Genomic DNA, 22,679 nt, shown 5'->3' on the forward strand with positions numbered 1-22,679 from the left:
TTCCGAGAAAATGCGGACGAAAAGATTACCGTGCCAAATAGAGAAAGCCTTGGTAGTTTAAATTTGCCTCCACCATAAAAAGGGTATAAAAATAGACACCACTCGGGAGACCTATTTCTTTGTTAAAGGGCACATTGTTTAGGTTGGAAAAGCCACTGAATTCATTTGTATAGTTTTGCATTTCAAAAACTTTTAATCCATAACGGTCATAGATTTGCAGGAAGTTATTTGGAGATTCTTCTAATTCGGGGATAAATAAAAAGTCATTTACCCCATCTCCGTTCGGGGAGACAAAGTAATTTTCTAGACTTAGGACTTCTTTGGCCAAGGGTTCGAAAGGTATTTTTGACACGCCAAGGCCTATGATTTCATAGTCGTTGGGCACAAATGCAAGCGATGTCAAAAAACCTTCTTCCAAGTTGCCTACGACCGAACTTGCGCCTAAGTTCTCCCAACGATTGTTGGCCTTGCTCCAGCCGGCCAGCACAATGGTGGTGCTATCATCGGTTAAAATGCCCATGTTGCTCCTACCATTCCAGCTGAGATTTACGGTTGAAACCACATCGCTTTCCAATTCCCAAAACTCCACCGCACTTACACGCTCCAATTCACGTCCCAATTCGTTGGTGTCAAAGGAATCGTTAAAGGAAAGTGGGGAGCTAGGGTCCTCAAAGAAATAGGCGCATTTCGCAAAAAGGGTAGTGCTTTCGGAACTTAGGGTAACCGGTCTCAAATAGGTGTCATCTCCTACGGGAAAAACAAAATTCTGCTGGTTGGATATCGCTGCAAAGCCATTGACCTTGGTAAGGTCGCCTTCCCCAATATAAAAGCCGTCCGAATCTAAAAAGTTGTAGTAGATGTCGTCTTCATTTTTTGGTGTGATGATATCCCCTAGAATAAAGGTGGTGTTGTTCGTATTATCGATTCCTAGGCTTAAGTTTAGACCGTTTTCCAGCATAATTTCAACATCATAGAATAGGGGAACCACCGAGCCCGAAACGGTAAGTGCATCCATACTGTAGAACCCCGCCAAGCCCAAATTGGTATCGAAAGGAGCCTCGTTGATCAGATTGGTGTGAAAGCCCAAATTACCGTTTTCGTGAATGCTCAGGTTGCCGGTATTGTATAGGGCGGTTTGGGCAGCTGTACCGACTGCCAAAAGCATAAAAAGTATGTAGAGCAATTTTTGCATTAGTTTTTGTTGGTCGCTAGCACCATTTTTTTGATTTCTTCCAGTTGCGTTTTGAGCAGCTCTATTTCGGTAGCCATGGTTTCGTTAGTTTGCTTTAGCGCGCTAATTTTCTTTTCCTGTTCTATGGTATGTAGGAATAGTTCTTCTATTTTTTCGAGGTTGATTCTTGAGGCTTCGCCTAAATTCCAGTACCCCTGTTTTTTTATCGCAGCGGCAGATTGCACTCCCGGTAAATGTTGGTTTTGTTTTACGAATTGTTCGATTTCCTTTAGGCTTTGGAAATTATAGTTGTCATTTAGTGTTGAGGTTCCTGTAAAGTATTTTTGGAAGACGTAGTCGGGAATAAGCGCTATACCATTTAAATTTATCGCGCCAGTGCTATTTATACCTCCTGCAGCATTTATTATTCCTGCGGCATTGAAGATAGCGCCGGTTATATTTCCCGTAGTAATAATATCTTGAGCGACAAAATTTGGAATTATTTTTGAACCAGCTATTCCAAAGCCAATATCATCATTAAGTACCGTTCCATCTTCAATTTCATCAGAAGAAACAGCATCTGACTGAATTTCGCTGGGGCCAATAGCGCCGGGGCCAATATCTCCTTGCGTTAAGCTATTTGCTGCAATTAGACCAGAAGGTCCACCAGAAATCGTTCCTATAGAAATTGCAAAGTCATTGACTCCAGCAGGAGAAACGGTAATCGATCCATCTGGCGAAGTAATGGACTGTATTTCGTTGTTCGGGTCAAAATCGGCATCGTTAACGGACAGTGCTGTGAGTTCTGCATCGGTAGCGAATGTTGCGTCAAGGTCCACTGCGCCGTTGAACCCCCCGTTAGCTCCCGTTACGTCAAACCCTGTTGCCGAGGGTGTTATGGTAGAGACGACTCCGTCCGCAGCTCCTGCTGGAATTGTAACGTCGCCGCCGCCGTTCGAGAGTGAAATGGTGTTTCCTACGTTTGATAGTACTTGGATTTCGTTACCTGCGTCTTGGTCAAGATCGAGGGCAGCGGAAGCTGCGATTGCACCGGTTACCTGAAGGTCGGTAGCGAATGTTGCGTCAAGGTCCACTGCGCCGTTGAACCCCCCGTTAGCTCCCGTTACGTCAAACCCTGTTGCCGAGGGTGTTATGGTAGAGACGACTCCGTCCGCAGCTCCTGCTGGAATTGTAACGTCGCCGCCGCCGTTCGAGAGTGAAATGGTGTTTCCTACGTTTGATAGTACTTGGATTTCGTTACCTGCGTCTTGGTCAAGATCGAGGGCAGCGGAAGCTGCGATTGCACCGGTTACCTGAAGGTCGGTAGCGAATGTTGCGTCAAGGTCCACTGCGCCGTTGAACCCCCCGTTAGCTCCCGTTACGTCAAACCCTGTTGCCGAGGGTGTTATGGTAGAGACGACTCCGTCCGCAGCTCCTGCTGGAATTGTAACGTCGCCGCCGCCGTTCGAGAGTGAAATAGTGTTTCCTACGTTTGATAGTACTTGGATTTCGTTACCTGCGTCTTGGTCAAGATCGAGGGCAGCGGAAGCTGCGATTGCACCGGTTACCTGAAGGTCGGTAGCGAATGTTGCGTCAAGGTCCACTGCGCCGTTGAACCCCCCGTTAGCTCCCGTTACGTCAAACCCTGTTGCCGAGGGTGTTATGGTAGAGACGACTCCGTCCGCAGCTCCTGCTGGAATTGTAACGTCGCCGCCGCCGTTCGAGAGTGAAATGGTGTTTCCTACGTTTGATAGTACTTGGATTTCGTTACCTGCGTCTTGGTCAAGATCGAGGGCAGCGGAAGCTGCGATTGCACCGGTTACCTGAAGGTCGGTAGCGAATGTTGCGTCAAGGTCCACTGCGCCGTTGAACCCCCCGTTAGCTCCCGTTACGTCAAACCCTGTTGCCGAGGGTGTTATGGTAGAGACGACTCCGTCAACACCTCCCGAAGCTAAAATCGTTGCGATTCTCGTCTCTACGTAATTTTGGGTCGCTGCATCTTGAGGTAAGGTAGGATCTGCAACCTCATTGATTTGAAGATTTCCAGCGCTAGCACCTTCTGTTAATACGCTAATCAAGTTTTGAGTACCTGCTCCCACTAGCGGATTTAAATCAACAGTAGTTGAGTTTCCATTTTGGATGTCAATTTGTAGAATGTTTGTAGGGCTTAAAGTGGCACCAGTTAAATTCTGACTGTCCGTGCCAGCTGCAATTAGCGCGGATATATCAATTGTTCCAGAGACACCGTCTTCTATATCAATACGTAAATCGTTTCCAACAATGGCCCCTCCTAGAATACTTTGGTTATCGGTGCCGGTAACTGTTAATGAAGATATGTCGATTAATCCAGATGTGCCATCTTCTATGTCAATACGTAAATCGTTACCAACAACTGCTCCACCAGTAATACTTTGATTATCGGTGTCTACAGTACCCGCAGGTAAGTCCACAAAACCACCATCGGTTAAGGAAATTCTTGTTCCTGCTGGATTAATACTTAGTTGTTGATTATCTGTATTTACGGTGCCAGCAGGTAAATCTACAAATCCACCATTGGTCAACGAAATTCTAGTGCCTGCTGGGTTTATGCTTATAACTTGTTCATCTGTATTATCTAGATAACCTGCCAAATTCACATCGTTTCCTCCAGTGATAGCCAAGGTATTTCCAATTAAACCCAAGGTCTGATTATCCGTCCCCGCATTGTTCAATCCTCCTAAATCAACGGTAGTTCCTACATCTGATCTTGTAAGACTCAGCGTATTGGTTGCAGCATCATAGGACAAATCCGTAAGCTCATTCCTGTCATCGGTATCCATGTCGGTTCCAATATGTTCGGCAATGTTTAAAGCATTTACTGAAATAGCATTCTGCACCGCATCAGAAATGGCAAGTTCATCCCCGGCAATTCCGGTGCCCGTAATCGTGGTAACATCGGTAACTACGCCACTTATATCGCTTGCGTTTACCCAATTAACGAGTCCGGTTGCATCGGTCGTTAGCACCTGGTTTGGACCAGAATTGGCAATATCTGCCGGTGTAATACTTCCATCTATGACCTCGGTAGAACCTACAGAATTATCTCTAAGTTCATTCGCGCTAACGGAATCTGCCCCCAGCTTACTTTCCCCTATGGAGTTGTCCTGAATATCATCCCCATTAATGCCACCATCTACTATATTTTCGCTACGTATGCTATTTGGTGCAACCTCTAGGTTTATCGTGCCACCGTTATCTACGATGCTTATAGTACGTGTTATATTTTCAATAGGGTCATTGGTAAGGCTAAAACTAACCGCGTCGCAGAGGTTTATCCATTCCGTGCCATTATAATAATGGAGACACTGCGTATCGGTATTATATACCACGCCGCCTCTTAGTGGGGTAATCGACTCCATTGCTGCGTTGGTAACGCGGGTAATGACCAAGACCTTGTTCGTGCTTTCCAATTCCAGTACCGAAGAAGCATTGATATTCTGCGGGTTGTCTCCTATTTTTATTTGCCCAAATACAACAGTGGAACTCAAACTTAGGAGCAGTGCTAAAATGACTATTGGTTTCATAATGAGGTGTTTTAGCTTTAAAAATAGCAGGAAGACAAAAATAAGATTATCTCTATGCCAATTTAAGAATAGCCTTTAAAATATTATACCTTTAGGATAAAGTGAAGACAAAAATCGTTGAATGGAGTTCGTTTTTTCTGGTACTGTAAAATAGGACGCATTTTTTTAGCGATATTGAGTAACTATTCGGAAATTAACAAAAGTTTATTGTTGCCTGCTTTTAAAAGATCGTAACATAGCTTTTCTTTAGAGATTATTAAGCAAATAGTAATACTATTAGATGAAAACAACGAAAATCCTGCTCGCGTTCCTTTTGGTTATGTCCGCTTCCATTGTAAGAGCCCAAGACAATGACCGAAGGCTACTCATGGGTAAAGTAATTTACCAGAATATTCCTGTAGCCAATGAGTATGTTATTAACACGACATCCGAAAAAGCAACCATTACCAATGAACAAGGTGAATTTGCAATTGAAGTCAGGGTTGGAGACGAGTTGGCGTTTACGGCGGTAAACTACCAATATAAATTGGTAGGCATTACCCAAGAACTCCTTGATAAAAACCGGCTAGTGGTTACGGTAAATGAAAAGGTGACCGAGTTGGACGAAGTAGTGATTACACCTGATGATCCAGAAAGTTACTTAAAGGTTAAAAATGAGGAATTTAAAGGCTTCGAGTATGAAATTGACCGGGAAACGGAAGTAGAAAACGTAGCAATGTCCGATTTGGATAGGGGAATGCAGAACGGTCTTAATTTTGCAAATATTTTTAGGGCATTATTCAAATCAAAGGATATTTTACCGGAAGAAGGTCCAAAACTGAAGGTTAGTCAAGTACTTAGACAGGTATATGATGACCAATTTTTTGTAGTAGATCTAAAATTGCCACAAGATAAAATCGATGCTTTTTTGTTCTATTGTGACACCAAAATGCCGGCAACGACCCTACTTAAAAAAGAGAACGAATTTCAGTTAATAGATGCATTAGTTAACCACAGCAAAACTTTTCTAGCGGAGCTGAATGAGGAGTAGGTTGTTTTACGTCCTATGTTTTGTAGGAACTTATGGTTTTTCCCAAGTGGTACCTAATAAAACTTTGGAAGGAAAAGTAACTAGTTCGGACGGCGATGTGGCAGCTACCCATGTAATGAATATCACTTTGAACAAAGCCACGATTACCAATAACAACGGGTTTTTTGCAATTACTGTTACCCTTAATGATACCCTGGTATTTTCCGCTGTACAATTCAAGAAAAAAGTAATGGTAGTTACCCAGGAAATGCTGGAAAGTAATTTGGTGTCCGTTCCCTTGGAGGATGAGTTAACGGAGCTCGATGAGGTTGTAGTTACTCCCTACAACCTTACCGGAGATATTTCCAAAGACATTCTGATTATTAAAACGGACCCAGTGGTAAGCGCAGAATCATTAGGTCTTCCCAATGCCCATGTGCGTATTCCAACAAAATCTGAACGGGAGCTTTACGAGGCAACTTCCGGAGGTGGTTTGTTACCGGTTACACCACTGTTAAATGCAATTTCGGGCCGTACCAAGATGTTAAAAGAGCGGGTAGCACGCAATACATTATACGATAGAACGGAACGGGTTCGTGAGTTTTATGCCGATTCCCTATATAGCACCAAGCTTGGTATACCGGAGACAAAAATTGATGATTTCCTGTATTTCTGCGAAATAGATAGTGAGTTTCAGTCTTTGGTAGATGCCCACGACGTGTTACGGATATGGTCGTATATGGAAAAGCGAAGTAGGGCCTATAGGAAAAACAATAATTTGGAGTAATTCCTATCTTTGGTACACAGTTTGCTCTTTGAATGATATAGTTTTAAAGATGAAAATAAAAAAAATTCTCTTGTTGTTTTTACTGCCCTTGTTTGCCTTTGGAACGGTACACAAGTTTTATATCAGCGTTACCAATATAAAATACTCCCAAAAGGATAATGCATTACAAATAACCACTAGGGTTTTTGTGGATGACATGAATACGGTGTTAAAGGAGCGCTATGGTATTGATGCCGTACTTGGGACTGAAGACGAATCTACCGTGGATCAAGAATACCTTGAAAAGTATGTGCGTTCCAAGTTCCGCATTACGCGCAATGGTAAAACTGCGGATTACACCCTACTTGGTAAAAAGTACGAAACGGATGTTGTGATTCTCTACGTTGAAGTTCCTAACATTGACCTCCAAAATGTGATTTCGATAGGAGTAGAAAATGAAATTCTGACGGATCTGTTCGATGAGCAACAAAATGTAGTGCATTTTAACATAGACGGCAACAAGAAAAGTTTTGTACTGCTAAAATCCGATACTAAAGGAATGTTAAATTTGTAACAGATATTAAGAAATCCTTTGAAAAACTTTAATTTCCCAACATTAAATAATTACACATAAAATGAAAAAAATTCAATACGCTTTTGCGTCTATTTTATTCCTCTTCGCAGCGGTTGCCGTTGCACAAGAAGAAGGACAAAAAGAAAAAGAGCCTGGACATTACAACCAGAGCAAGTTCAAACAATTGTATGAGGAGTTCGCCACGCCAAACACCTATCGTTCCGCATCAGGAGCGCCTGGCCCAGATTATTACCAACAGCAGGCGGACTATGTAATGGATATTCGTTTGGATGATAAAGAAGCTAAAATTTATGGTGAAGAAACCATTACATACACGAACAATTCTCCTGACGAACTAGCCTATTTATGGGTGCAATTAGATCAAAATGTTCGGGCCAAGGATTCAAAAGCCCCGCTACGTAACGGCGGCGGCGTTCCTCTAGCGGAACAACCCGGAAGTTTTGCAGGAAAATATATGGGGGAACCTTTTGATGGTGGCTTTAATATTGACTATGTAAAGGATACAGCGGGCAAAGCTTTGCCGTATACTATTAATTTCACCATGATGCGGATAGATCTTCCCACTGGCTTAAAAAGTGGCGAAAAGTTTTCTTTTTCCATAAAATGGAATTATAATATTCCAGATCATACCGTAAATAGAGCAAGAAGCGGATTTGAATACTTTCCTAAAGATGGTAACCGTGCGTATGTTATTGCCCAATTTTTTCCAAGAATGGCTGTTTACAGTGATGTTGAAGGATGGCAAAACCATCAGTTTTGGGGAAGTGGCGAATTTGCACTGCCTTTTGGGAATTACGAAGTAAACATTACGGTACCCGCCGATCATATTTTAGATGGTACGGGCGTGCTTCAAAATAGAAAAGAAGTGTATACCAAGGAAATGATGAAGCGTTACGAGCAAGCGCAGAAGTCGTATGATAAACCAGTAATCATCGTTAGCCAAGAAGAGGTAGAGGCTTTGGAAAAAGGTTTTTCGAATAAAACAAAAACATGGAAGTTGAAGGCGCAAAATGTGCGCGATTTTGGTTTTGCTACCTCCCGTAAGTTTATCATGGACATGCAAGCGGTAAAAATTGGTTCAAAAGATGTAATGGCCATATCCATGTATCCCAAAGAAGGCAACCCTTTGTGGGAAGAGTATTCTACAAAGGCGGTAGCTGCCACCTTAAAGTCTTATTCGTCACATACGTTTGATTATCCATATCCAAAGGCGATATCTGTTCATGCTAAAAATCAAGGAATGGAATATCCAATGATTTGCTGGAATTACGGACGGCCTAACGAAGATGGTACGTACTCTGATCGTGTAAAATATGGGATGATCAGTGTGATTATTCATGAAGTAGGTCATAACTTTTTTCCAATGATCGTCAATTCCGATGAGCGTCAATGGGGTTGGATGGATGAAGGTTTGGATACCTTTATGCAGTATGTAGCAGAGCAGGAATTTGGTGAAGAATTTCCAGAGGCCGTTGCTCCTAACGATGCCTACCCTTCGAGAAGGGGTGCACCTGCCAAAATTGTACCTTATATGAGCGGTGATCAGAGTACGATATCACCGATAATGTCCAATCCCGAAAATGTATATCAATTAGGACCAAATGCCTACGGTAAACCAGCAACCGCATTGAATATTTTGAGAGAAACGGTCATGGGTAGGGAGCTTTTTGACCATGCCTTTAAAACATACGCCCAAAGATGGATGTTTAAGCATCCAACACCTGAAGATTTCTTTAGAACCATGGAAGATGCTTCTGCGGTGGATTTAGATTGGTTTTGGAGAGGATGGTTCTATACTACAGATTATGTAGATATAGGTGTAGAGGGTATCAAAAAATACTATGTAAGCGATAAACCTAGCAAAAAAATGCAAGAGTATTTGGCTGCACGAAACATGACCGAGGCAGATCTTCCCCCAATGGTATATTTGGCAGATGAAGAAAGCGAGGATTTTGATGTAAATTTAAAAGGAAAATCGCCCTCGGAAAGTTCACAATCGTTAAAAGAATTTATGATGGACAATATGACCGCAGCAGAACGAGCGGCGGTAAAAGAGCCAAAGTATTTTTATGAAGTTACGTACAACAAACCAGGAGGAATACCAATGCCTTTAATCGTAGAGTATACCTATGCTGATGGAACGGTGGAAAATATAACCTATCCTGCTGAAATTTGGAGAAAGAACGATAAGGAAGTTAAGGTTGTTATTTCTTCAGCAACCGAACTAAAAGGAGTCATTGTCGATCCTAAATTGGAAACAGCCGATATTGATACTACAAACAATTCTTGGCCCAAGAAGGAGGGTCAAAATGAATTTGATTCTTTCAAGGAAAAGATGAAGGGAAAATAGTAAATCTTAATTCTTTTAAAAAGCCTCGTTAATCAACGGGGCTTTTTTTATTCCGATAAGAAACTTGTTTATATTTGTAGTATGATGTCAACACATTTTTTATTCATAAGCGGGGGTGAGATATTTTTCATCATGTTTATAGTGGTGATGGTTTTCGGTGCCGATAAAATCCCAGGCATAGCAAAAGGCCTTGGTAAAGGCATGAGGCAGTTGCGCGATGCAACCGATGACATTAAACGTGAAATTCAGAAAAGTGCGGATAAACAAGGAATAGATACCAGTGTCATAACAGATATCCAGAAAGATATCGATGACGTAAAAAGTAGCATAGATACCGGAATTGCCAAAGATGTTAAAAAAGGTTTTGGTGATATTGGTAAAAGTATTGGTGATGCTGCGGGTTCTATTAAACGGAAGTAATCCATGGTCCAAAAGTTATTAGACTGGGACAGGGAAACGTTCATTTATTTAAATAGCCTTGGTATAGAGCAATACGACTTATTCTGGTCTACGGTTACTACCATATCCACTTGGATTCCCTTATTTCTTTTATTCGTTTTTTTATTCTTTAAAGCCTTTCCTAAAAAACAGGCATTGTACAGTATACTAGCTGTTCTCGTTTTATTCTTTTTTGTGCTTACCCTTACAGATTTAACAAAGGAAATTGTTGCGAGGTTAAGACCTAATAATGATTTGCAGATTAACAGTTTTATAAGAATATTACAAAGCTCTAAAGGCTATAGCTTTTTTTCTGGCCATGCATCCTCATCGTTTTCAATTACCACAATGGTAGTGCTACTGTTGAGGAACAAATTTAAATGGGTTCCTGTTTTTTACCTTTGGCCATTTTTGTTTGCTACAAGCAGAATTTATGTTGGCGTTCATTTTCCAATAGATTTAATCGTCGGAGCGTTGGTGGGTACGCTTTCCGCCTTTTTGTTTTATTGGTTGCACAATAGACTTATTTTACCCTACTTAGGGTTAAGCCATCACGAATAGGCAGTAGTACGGTATCCAGCAAAGAATGACTGGCAAGCGTTTCATTGTATTCTAATACTATTTTGGTCGTTTTGTCCTTAGCATCTAACGGCTCTATTACTTTCCCAGACCATAGCACATTATCCGAGAGGATTACGGTACCGGATTTCGTGTGGGGCAGTATCATGTCTAAATAGTTTAGGTAGTCCTTTTTTTCTGCATCGATAAAAATCAAATCAAACGTTTTGTTAAGTTTAGGCACTAGGTCTAGGGCGTTTCCTGTATGCTGAATTATGCGTTCACCATACCCGCTTTTATCAAAATACTTTCGCTGAATGTCCCACAGCTCTGCATTTACATCTATTGTATGCAGTTCTCCATTCTCCTGTAATCCTTCTGCTAAGCATAAAGCGGAATATCCTGTGTAGGTGCCTATTTCCAATATATACTTTGGATTGATGATTTTAGACAACAAGCTTAGCACCCTACCCTGAAAATGACCGGTAAGCATTCTGGGTTGTATTACTTTTAAATGCGTTTCGCGCACTAGCGCTGTCAGTAATTCGGGTTCGGACTGAGAATTATCTGTAATATAATCTTCTAGTAGGGTGGAGAGAAAATGCATGGGTTTCTTTTTGCAAAAGTACCGATTAATACATTATTTTATAGCTTTGGAAACCTTATGAATATACAGATTAGAAAAGCAACAACAGCCGATTTGGATGTTTTAAAAGGACTAGAGCAGGGTATTATTAAAGCAGAACGCCCGTTTGACGAGACATTGGCACAAGATCCTATTTCTTACTATGATTTAGGAGCTTTAATTAATAATACCAAAGCTGTGGTCTTGGTAGCGACGCACAACAATGAAATTGTGAGTTGCGGCTATGGTTTGGAAAAAACTGCAAAACCTTATCTGAACCATGCCAATTACGCCTATTTGGGCTATATGTTTACCCTACCAGAATATAGGGGTCACGGGCTAAATGGTAAAATACTATTTGCGCTTAAAGATTGGGCTACTACCAGAGGACTTTCGGAAATTAGACTTACGGTCTACGATGAAAACACTGCGGCCTTACGTGCTTATGAAAAGGTAGGATTTAAAAAGCACATTGTAGAAATGCGCTGGGTCAGTGGAGAATGAATCTTCATTATACCGACTTTGATGCTTCTTTGCGGCCAGATGACTATTTTTACATAAAAATTAGGCTATGACATTTGAAAATACACTTTCTTTTGCTCAAGAACTGGACAAAGAAGATCCGTTACATACGTATAGAAACGAATTTCATTTTCCAAAAATCAATGGGAAAGATGTCATCTATTTTACTGGAAACTCCTTGGGACTGCAGCCCAAGCGTACCAAAAAATATGTAGATGATGTCATGGACGACTGGGCTCAGTTGGCTGTTGAAGGCCATTTTTATGCCGAAAAACCTTGGTGGGACTACCATGAACGTTTGGCCGAGCCTTTAGCTAAAGTTGTAGGTGCCCTACCGGAAGAGGTGTCGGTAATGAATACCTTAACGGTAAACCTGCATCTACTGATGGTTTCTTTTTATACACCCACCGCCAAAAGATACAAGATAATTTGCGAAGAGAAAGCATTTCCCAGTGACCAGTATATGTTGCAAAGTCAGGCTCGCTTCCACGGATTAGACCCAAAAACCACCATTGTAGAAGTTAAAAAACAGGACGGGGAACATTCTTGGCGAACCCAAGATTTTTTGGACAAAATTGATGAGGTAGGGGATGAGTTGGCACTAGTGCTTGTGGGTGGTGTTAACTACTACAATGGGCAGGTCCTGGATATGGAAGCGATTACTAAAGCCGGTAAAGCTGTTGGTGCCAATGTAGGTTGGGATTTGGCCCATGGTGTAGGTAATGTTGAACTAAAACTACACGATTGGGGAGCAGATTTTGCCGCATGGTGCAGCTATAAATATATGAACAGTGGACCAGGTAATGCCTCAGGCATTTATATTCACCAACAATACTTGAACAGAAAAGATATTCCGCGTTTCGAGGGATGGTGGGGAACCAAAAAGGACACTCGGTTTTTAATGAAACCTGAGTTTGAACCTATGGAAAATGCAGATGCCTGGCAAGTTAGTAATGCCCCTATACTGTCAGTTGCACCATATTTGGCCTCGCTAGAATTATTTGAAGAGGTTGGAATGCCAAGGCTAATTGAAAAAAGAAATAAAATTACGGCATATCTTGAATTTATTTTGAAGGAAATAGATACCGAGGTAGATAGTTCATTTGAAATTATTACACCAACGGATAGAGGCTGCCAACTCTCTGTTTTTTTACATGGCGAAGGAAAAGCCTTGTTCAACTACCTAATGGAAAATGGCGTAATTACAGATTGGCGTGAGCCCAATGTTATTCGTTTGGCGCCCGCACCATTCTATTGCTCCTATGAGGATATGTATCGATTTGGACAAATTTTAAAACAAGGTATTTTATCCAAATAGCACTCTTCTGTATTACATTTGCGGATGAAAATTATTTAGGAGGCTAACTCCGGCCATAAATACATCCAAAGCTTTTTTAGCTAATGAAATCATTACGTTTAATACTAACCAACGCCAATTATTTTGGTCCTTCATGGGTCTTCGCGAGCCTTAATATTCTATTTGGCACATGGGCTATTTATATTCCTCAGGTAAAGGAATCCTTAGCTATTGACAAGTCGGAACTTGGTTTTGCCATCTTTTTCTTGTCGCTGGGCGTGTTTACCGTTTTTCCGTTTGCATCTGCTATTGTTAATAAGTTAGGCGTGGGCAAGGCCACCTTTTATGGGGTATTGTTGAGTTGTGCTGCGGCCATGTTGCCGTTATTGGCTCCTAACTATTACGCCTTAATGGGTGCTCTTTTCTTATTCGGAGCGTCTAACGGGTTTACGGATATTTCTATGAATACCTTAGTGACAGAGGTAGAAAAAAAGGATAGGGTAAAGTTCATGTCGGCCTCCCACGGGTTTTTTAGTTTGGGTGGTGTCCTTGCTGGAATTGGTAGTTTTTTGATAGGTCCGTTAGGTAATCCCGTATTACACATGGGCTTGGCGGTTGCTTTAGTTTTACTAGTCAATGTTATGTTCTATAAGCGATTTATTGATGTTTTGGCTGCCAAAGAAGAAACTGAAGGCTTTAGTCTAAAGTTGTTTAAACCTTTGTTTTTGTTGGGATTAATATCCTTTATTGCTATGGGAAGCGAAGGGGCTATCGTAGATTGGAGCGGCCTCTATTTAAAGGAAGTAAGTATTGCACCCGAAGCGCTATGGGGAGCTGGTTTTTTAGGTTTTCAGATTACCATGACCTTAGGACGTTTTCTGGGCGATGCGGTGAGTGAGAAACTAGGTTCCGTAAAGATGATTGCGCTAGGAACAATCCTATCCTTGATAGGATATGGATTGGTATTAACGGAAAATACCTATTTGGCCATCGCAGGATTTGCTCTTGGAGGCTTAGGATTTTCCGTAATGATACCGGAAGTTTTTAGAATTGGAGGTAATGTAAAAGGTGTGGATTCATCCCAAGGCATTGCCTTTATTGCTGGTACGGGTTACGCAGGATTTCTATGTGCCCCGCCTATTCTAGGGTTCTTGGCAGAAACTTCATCGTTAAAATCCAGTTTTGTGGCGCTACTAGGATGTGCGGTCATTATTTTAGGAATTACGGTGGCCCTAAAGAAGAAGCAAGCGAATCGTACTTAATCAGTTTTAAAAACTGTAAAAAGTTCAATCCAAATTTGTTCGGATTTTAAACTCGGTATTGTCATCATTTAATCTAGCAAGGAACTCCAACATTTCGTCCGTTAGCAACAATTGATTTTGCGCTTGCCAGTACGCCTCGTTATAAGGGATTTTTAGTTTGAAAATATCCTTGTGTTCGTTCACGTTGCTATTAACATTAGCAGAAGTAAAAGGATTTGTAGTGTGTAGGATAAGCTCTATTTCAAATACTGTTGCCTTTGAATGTTCTTTTCGCTTGGTACTTATTGTAGCTTTCTGTTTGGCATAATTAATATAATACCGGTCGGACGAGGTTTCTTTTTTAAAAAAGGTAGCACTCTCCAAACGTGTAGTGCGGTCATATTGAGTTTCGTTCTGTTTGGATTCAGGTAGGATCGGAACAACGGTTACATTAAACGATAATATCGCATTGTCATTTTCATTGATAAGGTATTCACCGTATTGTAGTCCTGTATTTTTTCCATCTCCATAGGTAAACGTTACATTGATGTCATTGGTGTTCTCCAGAGGATTTTCTGTTACTTCAAAATCTGGCCCCATGGCATTTATTCGTACGAACTCACTAAAAATCCTAAAGAAGGAGGGAAAAATAAAATAGACATTATTTTGGTCTTTTTTTATGCCAACTTGCCGCATTTGTAATACTTCTACCTCATAATCATTTTTATACAGTTCCAAGTCGCCGGTATAGAGGGATGTTTTTCGTTTTACCTTGCCTTGCATGTCCTGTAGGCGTACAATAGTATCGTTTCGCCTAAGCAAAGCCCTAATGAAAAAGGTTTCGGTGTGGGGAGTTAAAAGATAATTACGGTGTATAGAATCTTTTATCCGCTGAAGAATCGTTTTTGCATTGGTTACAACTACTTCATCTAGGTTAACGATGTTTTTTTGTAAGTAAATTGTATCCCGTAATGTGCTAAATGTAGTTTCTAATTTTTCATAACCCGGGCTATAAAAGAAAACGGAATCTAATTTCGAGGAAAAGTTAAACCGCCCGTCTTCATTAGTGGCCGTATCATCTGTACGGTTGAAAACAGATACGAATTCTAACGGTTCCTTACCATTTGCTGCAACCACAATACCAGAATGCGATTGTTGGCTGTAACCGCTAAATACACCGCAAATTAAAACCAATAGTAGATTTTTGGTCATAAGTAGTTTAAAAACACTAAAATTAAACCAAGATATATTCAACTATAATTATCCTACCCCAGCTCACGAATGTAAAATTGAAAAACACGAAACCTACTGAAGTATTAGTCCACCGTTATTTCTGTAAAGAAAAGTTTAAAATCTTCATCTGTTCTTTGGTGCATCGTTGCAATATTTAGCCCTTCGACATTTTTGTACCCTTCCCAAGTGGTCACCATATTTGGTTCTTCTTGATTTCCTTTTCTAAAGGCCCATTCTTTAAGTATTAAATCGTCTTCAAAATAAAAATCGTATGCGTCTCCTGGGGTATACCCACCTTCGTTGCCGTAAACAATCGTTAGTTTTTGCATAGGCCTTTGGGATATTGGTGCGGTTGATGTAGTTTCATGTTCATAGGTATATCCGTTTTCATCCCAAACAAGCTGATAGGGTGCTAATAACCAGAATTTATCATTGATAAACCCGGCATCTGTTTTGGCAAGAATGGTATCTACCGCTTTTCTGTTATAGGCAACAGTATCTTCCCGTGTCATAAAAATAACATCGTTTGTCTTCGGTGCCCAGGACCAAGTACGCTCAAAATGTGATGCGTTGCGGTCTACATTAAAGGTGAAAGTAATGTTATTTACTTTTGCCCAATTGGCAAAGCCATTGGCGTTGGCTACTTGGTAAGGAATATTCATTTCCTTCACCACGGGTTCAATATTCTCTTCAGGGGCTTTCTGTTGTTCTTTACAACCAAAAGCTAGGCTAAGTGTAGCCAAGCAAACAACTAAAATCTTTTTCATATCTATTTGTAATTTTACACAAATATATAGATTGCTGATTCTTTGACCTATTTTTGCGTAGTTCTAAAAAAGCCTGATAGTGACCTTCTTAAGAAAATTGTGTCTAATTATCATTAGTAACCAATTCAAAACCAAATTGGATTCTGATGACCCTTTTAAAGACATATCCGATGCGGAGCTTGTAAAAAAAATTGTTGAGAAAAAGGACTCTACTATGTTTGGTGTACTTTATGACAGGTACGCAAAAATGGTGTATAACAAATGTTATGGCTTTGCGAAATCCCAAAAAGAGGCCGAGGATTTAACTCAGGATATTTTCTTGATGTTGTTTGTAAAATTAGGTTCGTTCAAAGGAAAATCCAAGTTTTCTACATGGCTGTATTCGTTTACCTATAATTTTTGTGTTAATTATGTAAATAGGGATAAGGGAAGAAAAATAAGTGACAAAGCGAGTACTATTGAGGATACGGAGTATAAACTTTCGGTAGAGGTTACAGATGAAAGTTTACTGGACTTACAAGTAGAAAAATTAAAACGGGCCTTAGAGCTTATTGAACCAGAAGAGAAGACCTTGTTGCTGTTAAAGTATCAGGACGGTGTTTCTATAAAAGAGCTTGAGTCCATTATGGAATTAGGAAGTAGTGCTGTTAAAATGAGATTGAAACGTGCGAAAGCTAGAGTAATAGAAACCTATAATTCATTACCCTAAATGTCAGAAAGAAAAATAAATCCGTTTGAGAGGCTTCAGGGAGATCTAAAGGATGTTCCACCAGAATTACGTCAAAAAGTGATGAACGATGTGGCTATGGCGAAGCTGATTATGGAAATGGCTACTCTCTTCACTAAAGATTATGCCTCGTTGATTACTGGACTTTTGAAAACTACTACTAAAAATAAATAATCGTTACATGAAAACACTCAGTGAATTACAGGATACTTTAACCGATAGTTTTGGTGGGTTAATAGCATCTGCAACCCAGATGATACCACAAATAATACTTGGACTACTTGGTCTGCTTATTGCTTGGTTGCTTATAAAGCTAGTACTTTTTATATTGAAAAGGATGCTAAAGGCGGCTAAGATAGATGTGCTGTCCCAACGCGTAGCCGATACTAAACTCTTTGGTAATAAGCAATTGTCAATTGATTTGCTAAAGGTCATTTTGAATACGGTAAAAGTGTTACTGATATTAATATTTACTGTAGTATTGGCCCAATTATTAGGATTGCAAGCCATTTCTGATGCTATTTATTCTCTTTTTGGATACCTACCAACCTTAATAAGTGCATTATTAATTCTTATAGGAGGCCTCTATTTGGCAACGATTGTGAAAAAAGCCGTAATCAAGCTAATGGAGTCTCTTGGTGTTGGAGGAATAAAAATGGTTAGCGGTGCCATTTTTTACTTGATTACTTTTTTTGTATCCATTACGGCACTAAATCAAGCTGGTGTAGATACAGAAATCATTACCAGTAATTTTAGCCTTGTTTTAGGAGCTTTCCTTTTGGCTTTTTCCTTAGCCCTTGGATTAGGATCAAAAGAAATTGTTGGAGATTTGTTACGTACTTTTTACACTAGAAAGATTTATGAGGTTGGTGATACGATTAGATTTATGGATGTAGAGGGGAAAATCGAGGCTATTGACCATATCTCCATGGTAGTAAAAACCAAAAAGGGAAAAATTGTAGTACCGATTAAAAAGATAACCGATAATACCGTAGCGCTAGACGACTAATGTTTTTTCTTAAACCAAGTACAACTGATTATATCTTTATTAATTATTTCACTAATTTTGAAATTCAAAAATAAAATGAATTATGAGCTCTAAAAAAGGCAAGATACAAGAGACTATCGATGAAAAAATGTTAGAGGAAAGAAAGGTATTTCTTTGGGGCATGGTAGATGATGATTCTGCCAAACATGTGATAGATAGATTGTTGTATTTGGATTTGCAAAACAATAAGGAAATTCAATTATATATTAATAGCCCAGGCGGTTATGTAACCTCGGGTTTTGCGATGTACGATACCATAAAAGCATTAAAAAGTCCCGTTTCTACTATTTGTACCGGTTTAGCTGCGTCCATGGGGTCTATTCTATTGTCCGTAGGGAAAAAAGGGAGACGTTTTATACAGCCACACGCTCAGGTAATGATTCACCAACCAAGTGGGGGTGCTAGGGGCCAGGCATCCAATATAGAAATACAAGCGCGAGAAATTATTAAGACCAAAGAATTAAGTGCCCAGCTATTGGCTGATAATTGTGGTCAGAAATTTGAAAAAGTCTTAAAGGATTTTGATAGGGACTATTGGATGAATGCCGAAGAATCTATAGCATACGGTATTGTAGATGGTATATTAGAATAGAAATAACTAAAAGTTAGAACATAAAAAAAACCTTTGTTTACAAAGGTTTTTTTGTGTTTAATGAATACCAATATGTTTATTTTGTGTACCATAACTACTGGAGTCATTTTATACCGCTACATTTTCTTCCGGTAGGTTAACAAATCAATATTATTTCTTGAGATCCACTGGTACTAAGGCATATGGTAGCGGTTGGTACATCCTCAACATAATTTATGCGAAAATCTCTGGACACTTTATAATCAAACCGTCTGTATCTTAAACCATGTAGTAAACGTTTTAATAATAGCGTTAACGAATGGAGTTGGAAGAACTACTTTTCACCTAAAGTTCTAATATTGATCAGGGTTGGCTATGATTTGTTGAGCTCTATCCCTGAGCTCATGTAGTTCATTTTCATCCTTTTTCTTTAATAAATTCATCATCATGGCCATGCGGTTATTATTCTTGAAATGTTCTTTTTTTTCATCTAAAAAGTTCCAATAAAGCGCATTAAAGGGGCAGGCATTTTCTCCTAGTTTTTCGGTATGCTTATAGGCACAACCGCCACAATAATTACTCATTTTGTTGATGTAGTTTCCGCTGCTTACATAAGGTTTTGTGGCTACGATACCACCGTCTGCAAACTGGCTCATACCTCTCGTATTGGTAATTTCTACCCATTCTATGGCATCTATGTAGACACCTAGATACCAGGCATCTACTTCATTTGGATCAATTTGCGTCAATAGGGCGTAATTGCCAATAATCATAAGCCTTTGTATATGATGTGCATAAGCATCCGTAAGGCTCTGGCCAACGGCATGTTTAAGGCAGTTCATCTTGGTCTTTCCAGTCCAGAAAAAGTCGGGCAGGGAATTATGGTTTTCTAGCTTGTTCAAGTCGCCGTATTCAGGCATTTCTTTCCAATAGATACCACGCATGTACTCGCGCCATCCCAATATTTGTCGAACAAAACCTTCCACTTGTGATATGTGAATTTCATTCGTGTTCTCGTAGTAATGCTCCAATACAGCGTCAATTACTTCTTTTGGAGATAGAATTTTGGCATTCATAGCGAAAGATACACGTGAATGAAATAAGTATTTTTCGTTGGTATGCATCGCATCCTGGTAGTCTCCAAAATGGACTAACAATTCCTTACAGAAATAACGTAACACGGATAAACAATCTGCCCTACTTGTGGGCCAACTAAAGTTCTTGGCCTCTATTTCCCCAAAAGTTTCTACCCCGGCATCTTTAATCCCTTTCAGCACTTGTGAGACATCTTTTCTAAATCCGCGTTCATGCGGAATTTCTGGGGTGCCTTTCCATTTTTTTCTATTGCTTTGGTCGTAGTTCCATTTACCTCCATCCGGTTGACCATTAACCATCATAACATCGTGCTTCTTTCGCATCATGCGGTAAAAGGACTCCATGATGAGTTGCTTCTTTCCTTTAAAAAAGCTCTTGAGTTCGTACCGTTCCGTGTAAAAATGTTCTGTGTCAACCGTGCTTGTCTTCACTTCTAAATTTGAACAAATTTGCTTAAGCTGTTGGTCCAATCGGTATTCGTCCGGTAATTGATACTCAAATTTTTCAGCTTTGGTCTCGCTAATGTATTTTCTAATTATTTTTTCGAGGTCTTGGGGGTTATGTTTATCGGTAATATTTAGGTAAATAAATTGGTGTCCTTTGGAAGATAGATCATCAGAAAAACTACGCATCGCTGAAAAGAAGGCGACTACTTTTTGGATATGATGCTTTACATAATCTGTCTCCTGTCGCATTTCTGCCATAATATAGGTGATATCATCATCTACGGATTGAAACCAAGAATGTTTTTGATTGAGCTGATCTCCTAATATGAGTCGTAACGTTTTCATTTCTGATTATATTTTGGTTCTACGTTCTAGGCTAGGTTAAAATAATGTGTCCTGCAACCATAAACGTTGAAATTTACCCTGTGCGTCATACATATCCGCTTGACGCGCAATGTTGAATTTACGGTCTCTGGGGTCATTCCCTACACCGCTATTATACATCCAATTACCCCAATTACTGTGTACGTCATAATCTATAAGCATACTCTCAAAATAGGCAGCTCCGTAACGCCAATCTTGCTGCCATTCCTTGGACCAGAAACTAGCTACATTCTGTCTACCGCGATTACTCATCCAGCCTGTAGCTGCTATTTCCTTCATATTGGCATTCACGAATGGCTCTGGGGTAGTTCCATTGACCCATTTTTGCATATTGTCTTCGGAATATGTCCACTCATACTCTTTTTCCAATATTCCACCTTGTAGAAAAATAGCGTTCCCATGTTTAAGGGAGATGTATTTGAAGAAATCGCGCCAGATCAGTTCAAAAATAAGCCAGTAGGTATCTTGATTTTTAACTTCTTCCTGCTCGAATCGTTTTACCTCCCAATAAATAGTTCGTGGCGACACACTTCCGTTTGCCAACCAAGCGGATAGTTTGGAACTGTAGTCCGTACCAACCAGACCGTTTCTAGTTTTTTTATAATAGGCTAGTTTTTTGCTTTCCCAGAAATAGTGCTGTATACGCTTCAATGCCTGTTGTTCCCCACCCTTGAAAGGAAATGCTGATCGAGAATCTGATTCAAAGTCCTTGAACCCTAAAGTCTTTAAGGTAGGTGTTTTGGGAATGTTTGTTAGTAAGTTCTCTATTGGAAATATTTTGGGAATGGGCAAAAGAGGCCTAACCGCAGTGTATTTTTCACATTTCTTTCTAAAGCCCGTAAATACTTCCGGTATTTGACTATAGTTATGATATGGAATATCTTCTGGATGAAATAGGAACTGGTTGTAGGTTTCGTGTACTTCTACAGCAGCAGGAATATTTTTAACGACATGAAACAGCTCTAGATTTTCTTCTCGAGTCCATTCTTTTTGCAAGAAAATATGGCTTACGGATTCTGATTTTATAATATCTGGAAGTATATTCTCCGGTTTATCATGGAATACTAAAAGGCTAATGTTTAGTTTTTCTAAATTCGCTTTCAATTCAGCTACGGATTCCAGAAGAAAGGTGGCACGAAATTTTTCGGTTTTCTTAAAGCCATATTTTGTCGTTTCATAATGCTTTGGATTAAAAAAATATACAGCTATTACTTTAGTGCCTTCACTAGCTGCGGTAAGTGTTGGATTGTCCGCTACTCGTAAATCGTTCCTAAACCAAACTAAATTTGTCATCTCTTTGCTTTACGTATTGAAATTGTGTTCAATTCAAAAATCATTAAAGGCTGTTCGCTTTTTGCCAATTTTTCGTGGGGAAGACCTCATGTAAGCCTTGGCAAGATGCCTAATGGCTTAACTATTGGTGCATACCATGCGGCCAATAACAATTGCCTAACATTTACTTCTGCTTCCGCCCATTATTTATTTCTCCTACATTTTTCACTGCAATATTTGACCTCTTCCCAATTCTTTTCCCACTTTTTTCGCCAAGTAAACGGTAGTCCACAAACGCAACAAACCTTACGAGGTAGGTTTGGCTTTTTATGCGCCATCTAAAATAGATTTGCTAGGTTCCTCTGGCCTGGCATATGACAAACGCTCTACTATTTTTGGGAATGCATAACCGTCGATACCAACAGCGCTAATGGCATTTGTTTTCTCTAAATTCGCCCATCCGTCTTCCGTAATAATCTCCTCTGGAATATAGATATGTTCGATAGCACCTATAATCAACAAGCATCCATTTTCTTCTATTTCATATTCGTTACGATAGGTACAGCCTATTTTTATGGCACTTTCGGAGACATAAGGCGCTTCAAAACCATCTAAGAATTCTTCCGTAAGGCCACTTTTATCAAACTCCGAGACATTTTCCTCATATTTTGCCGAGGTATGGTGCGCTTGCTTTATAATAGACTCCGAAACTTGGTTTACCGTAAAATAGCCAGCTGTTTTAAAGTTGTTATAGGAATCGCGTTTTACGGTCAGGGGTCTAAGGATAAATCCCAACAAAGCAGGATTACTGCCAATATGTACGACCGAATTAAATATAGCGAGATTGGTATTTCCTGTTGGTGCAATGGTACCCAAAAGGTTACAGGACTTATAGCCCGTAACGCTGTTAATCAAATTTGCGCGGTACCGGCTAGGAAGCTCGGTAAGGGTGGAAGAATCGAAATGTTTCAAACTAAATATATTTTGTTTATCAAAAATAT

At 39.9% G+C, this 22,679-nt stretch carries 22 protein-coding genes; 13 read left to right on the top strand and 9 right to left on the bottom strand.

Annotation, left to right across the window (positions count from 1 at the left end):
- Window positions 1-25: 25 nt before the first annotated feature.
- Window positions 26-1,192: a T9SS type B sorting domain-containing protein gene (locus MS6x_RS14940; protein ID WP_482603265.1), complete on the bottom strand. Its 1,167-nt coding sequence runs from the start codon at window positions 1,190-1,192 to the stop codon at window positions 26-28.
- Window positions 1,192-4,734, bottom strand: a complete 3,543-nt coding sequence (locus MS6x_RS14945) for a hypothetical protein (RefSeq protein WP_482603266.1) — start codon at window positions 4,732-4,734, stop codon at window positions 1,192-1,194. The genes MS6x_RS14940 and MS6x_RS14945 overlap by 1 nt, the downstream gene beginning before the upstream one ends.
- Window positions 4,735-5,014: 280 nt before the next feature.
- Between MS6x_RS14945 and MS6x_RS14950 the strand changes: the two genes are divergently transcribed.
- The 6 genes from MS6x_RS14950 to MS6x_RS14975 all read left to right on the top strand — a co-directional run bounded on the left by MS6x_RS14950 (window position 5,015) and on the right by MS6x_RS14975 (window position 10,453).
- Window positions 5,015-5,764, top strand: a complete 750-nt coding sequence (locus tag MS6x_RS14950) for a peptidase associated/transthyretin-like domain-containing protein (protein ID WP_482603267.1) — start codon at window positions 5,015-5,017, stop codon at window positions 5,762-5,764.
- A 64-nt stretch (window positions 5,765-5,828) separates the two neighbouring features.
- Window positions 5,829-6,530, top strand: coding sequence for a carboxypeptidase-like regulatory domain-containing protein (locus MS6x_RS14955; protein ID WP_482603268.1), 702 nt, complete (start codon window positions 5,829-5,831; stop codon window positions 6,528-6,530).
- Window positions 6,531-6,579: 49 nt separating this feature from the next.
- Window positions 6,580-7,083, top strand: a complete 504-nt coding sequence (locus MS6x_RS14960) for a DUF6702 family protein (protein ID WP_482603269.1) — start codon at window positions 6,580-6,582, stop codon at window positions 7,081-7,083.
- Window positions 7,084-7,144: 61 nt separating this feature from the next.
- Window positions 7,145-9,454 (top strand): M1 family metallopeptidase, encoded by a 2,310-nt coding sequence (locus MS6x_RS14965; RefSeq protein WP_482603270.1) that lies wholly within the window; start codon window positions 7,145-7,147, stop codon window positions 9,452-9,454.
- A gap of 81 nt (window positions 9,455-9,535) precedes the next feature.
- Window positions 9,536-9,874, top strand: a complete 339-nt coding sequence (locus tag MS6x_RS14970) for a Sec-independent protein translocase subunit TatA/TatB (protein WP_482603271.1) — start codon at window positions 9,536-9,538, stop codon at window positions 9,872-9,874.
- A 3-nt stretch (window positions 9,875-9,877) separates the two neighbouring features.
- On the top strand, window positions 9,878-10,453 hold the full coding sequence (locus MS6x_RS14975) for a phosphatase PAP2 family protein (RefSeq protein ID WP_482603272.1): 576 nt from the start codon (window positions 9,878-9,880) through the stop codon (window positions 10,451-10,453).
- On the opposite strand, the gene MS6x_RS14980 is transcribed toward MS6x_RS14975, so the two are convergent.
- Window positions 10,416-11,057 carry an O-methyltransferase gene (locus MS6x_RS14980; RefSeq protein ID WP_482603273.1) on the bottom strand — a complete coding sequence of 214 codons (642 nt, stop codon included), beginning with the start codon at window positions 11,055-11,057 and terminating at the stop codon, window positions 10,416-10,418. The two genes, MS6x_RS14975 and MS6x_RS14980, sit on opposite strands and share 38 nt — an antisense overlap.
- Before the next feature lie 57 nt (window positions 11,058-11,114).
- Here MS6x_RS14980 and MS6x_RS14985 point away from each other — a divergent pair, with 57 nt between their 5' ends.
- The 3 genes from MS6x_RS14985 (at window position 11,115) to MS6x_RS14995 (ending at window position 14,156) form a co-directional block, all read left to right on the top strand.
- On the top strand, window positions 11,115-11,579 hold the full coding sequence (locus MS6x_RS14985) for a GNAT family N-acetyltransferase (protein ID WP_482603274.1): 465 nt from the start codon (window positions 11,115-11,117) through the stop codon (window positions 11,577-11,579).
- Window positions 11,580-11,646: 67 nt separating this feature from the next.
- On the top strand, window positions 11,647-12,915 hold the full coding sequence (gene kynU / locus MS6x_RS14990) for a kynureninase (protein ID WP_482603275.1): 1,269 nt from the start codon (window positions 11,647-11,649) through the stop codon (window positions 12,913-12,915).
- An 83-nt stretch (window positions 12,916-12,998) separates the two neighbouring features.
- Window positions 12,999-14,156 (top strand): MFS transporter, encoded by a 1,158-nt coding sequence (locus MS6x_RS14995; RefSeq protein ID WP_482603276.1) that lies wholly within the window; start codon window positions 12,999-13,001, stop codon window positions 14,154-14,156.
- 24 nt (window positions 14,157-14,180) lie between these two features.
- Here the strand turns inward: MS6x_RS14995 and MS6x_RS15000 are convergent, their stop codons facing one another.
- Window positions 14,181-15,347: a peptidase associated/transthyretin-like domain-containing protein gene (locus MS6x_RS15000; RefSeq protein WP_482603277.1), complete on the bottom strand. Its 1,167-nt coding sequence runs from the start codon at window positions 15,345-15,347 to the stop codon at window positions 14,181-14,183.
- Window positions 15,348-15,451: 104 nt separating this feature from the next.
- Entirely contained in the window at window positions 15,452-16,135 is a 684-nt protein-coding gene (locus MS6x_RS15005) for a hypothetical protein (RefSeq protein WP_482603278.1), read from the bottom strand.
- A gap of 79 nt (window positions 16,136-16,214) precedes the next feature.
- On the opposite strand from MS6x_RS15005, the gene MS6x_RS15010 reads away from it, so the two are divergent.
- The 4 genes from MS6x_RS15010 (at window position 16,215) to MS6x_RS15025 (ending at window position 18,502) form a co-directional block, all read left to right on the top strand.
- Window positions 16,215-16,844, top strand: coding sequence for an RNA polymerase sigma factor (locus MS6x_RS15010; protein WP_482603279.1), 630 nt, complete (start codon window positions 16,215-16,217; stop codon window positions 16,842-16,844).
- Window positions 16,845-17,036: a hypothetical protein gene (locus MS6x_RS15015; protein ID WP_482603280.1), complete on the top strand. Its 192-nt coding sequence runs from the start codon at window positions 16,845-16,847 to the stop codon at window positions 17,034-17,036.
- A gap of 7 nt (window positions 17,037-17,043) precedes the next feature.
- Window positions 17,044-17,871: a mechanosensitive ion channel family protein gene (locus MS6x_RS15020; RefSeq protein ID WP_482603281.1), complete on the top strand. Its 828-nt coding sequence runs from the start codon at window positions 17,044-17,046 to the stop codon at window positions 17,869-17,871.
- A gap of 82 nt (window positions 17,872-17,953) precedes the next feature.
- Window positions 17,954-18,502: a ClpP family protease gene (locus tag MS6x_RS15025; RefSeq protein WP_482603282.1), complete on the top strand. Its 549-nt coding sequence runs from the start codon at window positions 17,954-17,956 to the stop codon at window positions 18,500-18,502.
- Window positions 18,503-18,834: 332 nt separating this feature from the next.
- Here MS6x_RS15025 and MS6x_RS15030 read toward each other — a convergent pair whose 3' ends face one another.
- From MS6x_RS15030 to MS6x_RS15045, 4 genes are all read right to left on the bottom strand, one after another.
- A complete protein-coding gene (locus MS6x_RS15030) occupies window positions 18,835-20,367 on the bottom strand; it encodes a cryptochrome/photolyase family protein (protein ID WP_482603283.1) in 1,533 nt (510 codons plus the stop codon).
- A 36-nt stretch (window positions 20,368-20,403) separates the two neighbouring features.
- Window positions 20,404-21,699 (bottom strand): DASH family cryptochrome, encoded by a 1,296-nt coding sequence (locus MS6x_RS15035; RefSeq protein ID WP_482603284.1) that lies wholly within the window; start codon window positions 21,697-21,699, stop codon window positions 20,404-20,406.
- Between the two features lie 182 nt (window positions 21,700-21,881).
- Window positions 21,882-22,016 carry a DUF2256 domain-containing protein gene (locus tag MS6x_RS15040; RefSeq protein ID WP_482603285.1) on the bottom strand — a complete coding sequence of 45 codons (135 nt, stop codon included), beginning with the start codon at window positions 22,014-22,016 and terminating at the stop codon, window positions 21,882-21,884.
- Entirely contained in the window at window positions 22,006-22,650 is a 645-nt protein-coding gene (locus tag MS6x_RS15045) for a flavin reductase family protein (RefSeq protein WP_482603286.1), read from the bottom strand. Before MS6x_RS15045 ends, MS6x_RS15040 begins: the two co-directional genes overlap by 11 nt.
- Window positions 22,651-22,679: the final 29 nt, after the last annotated feature.

This window comes from Maribacter sp. MS6, from assembly GCF_056839185.1.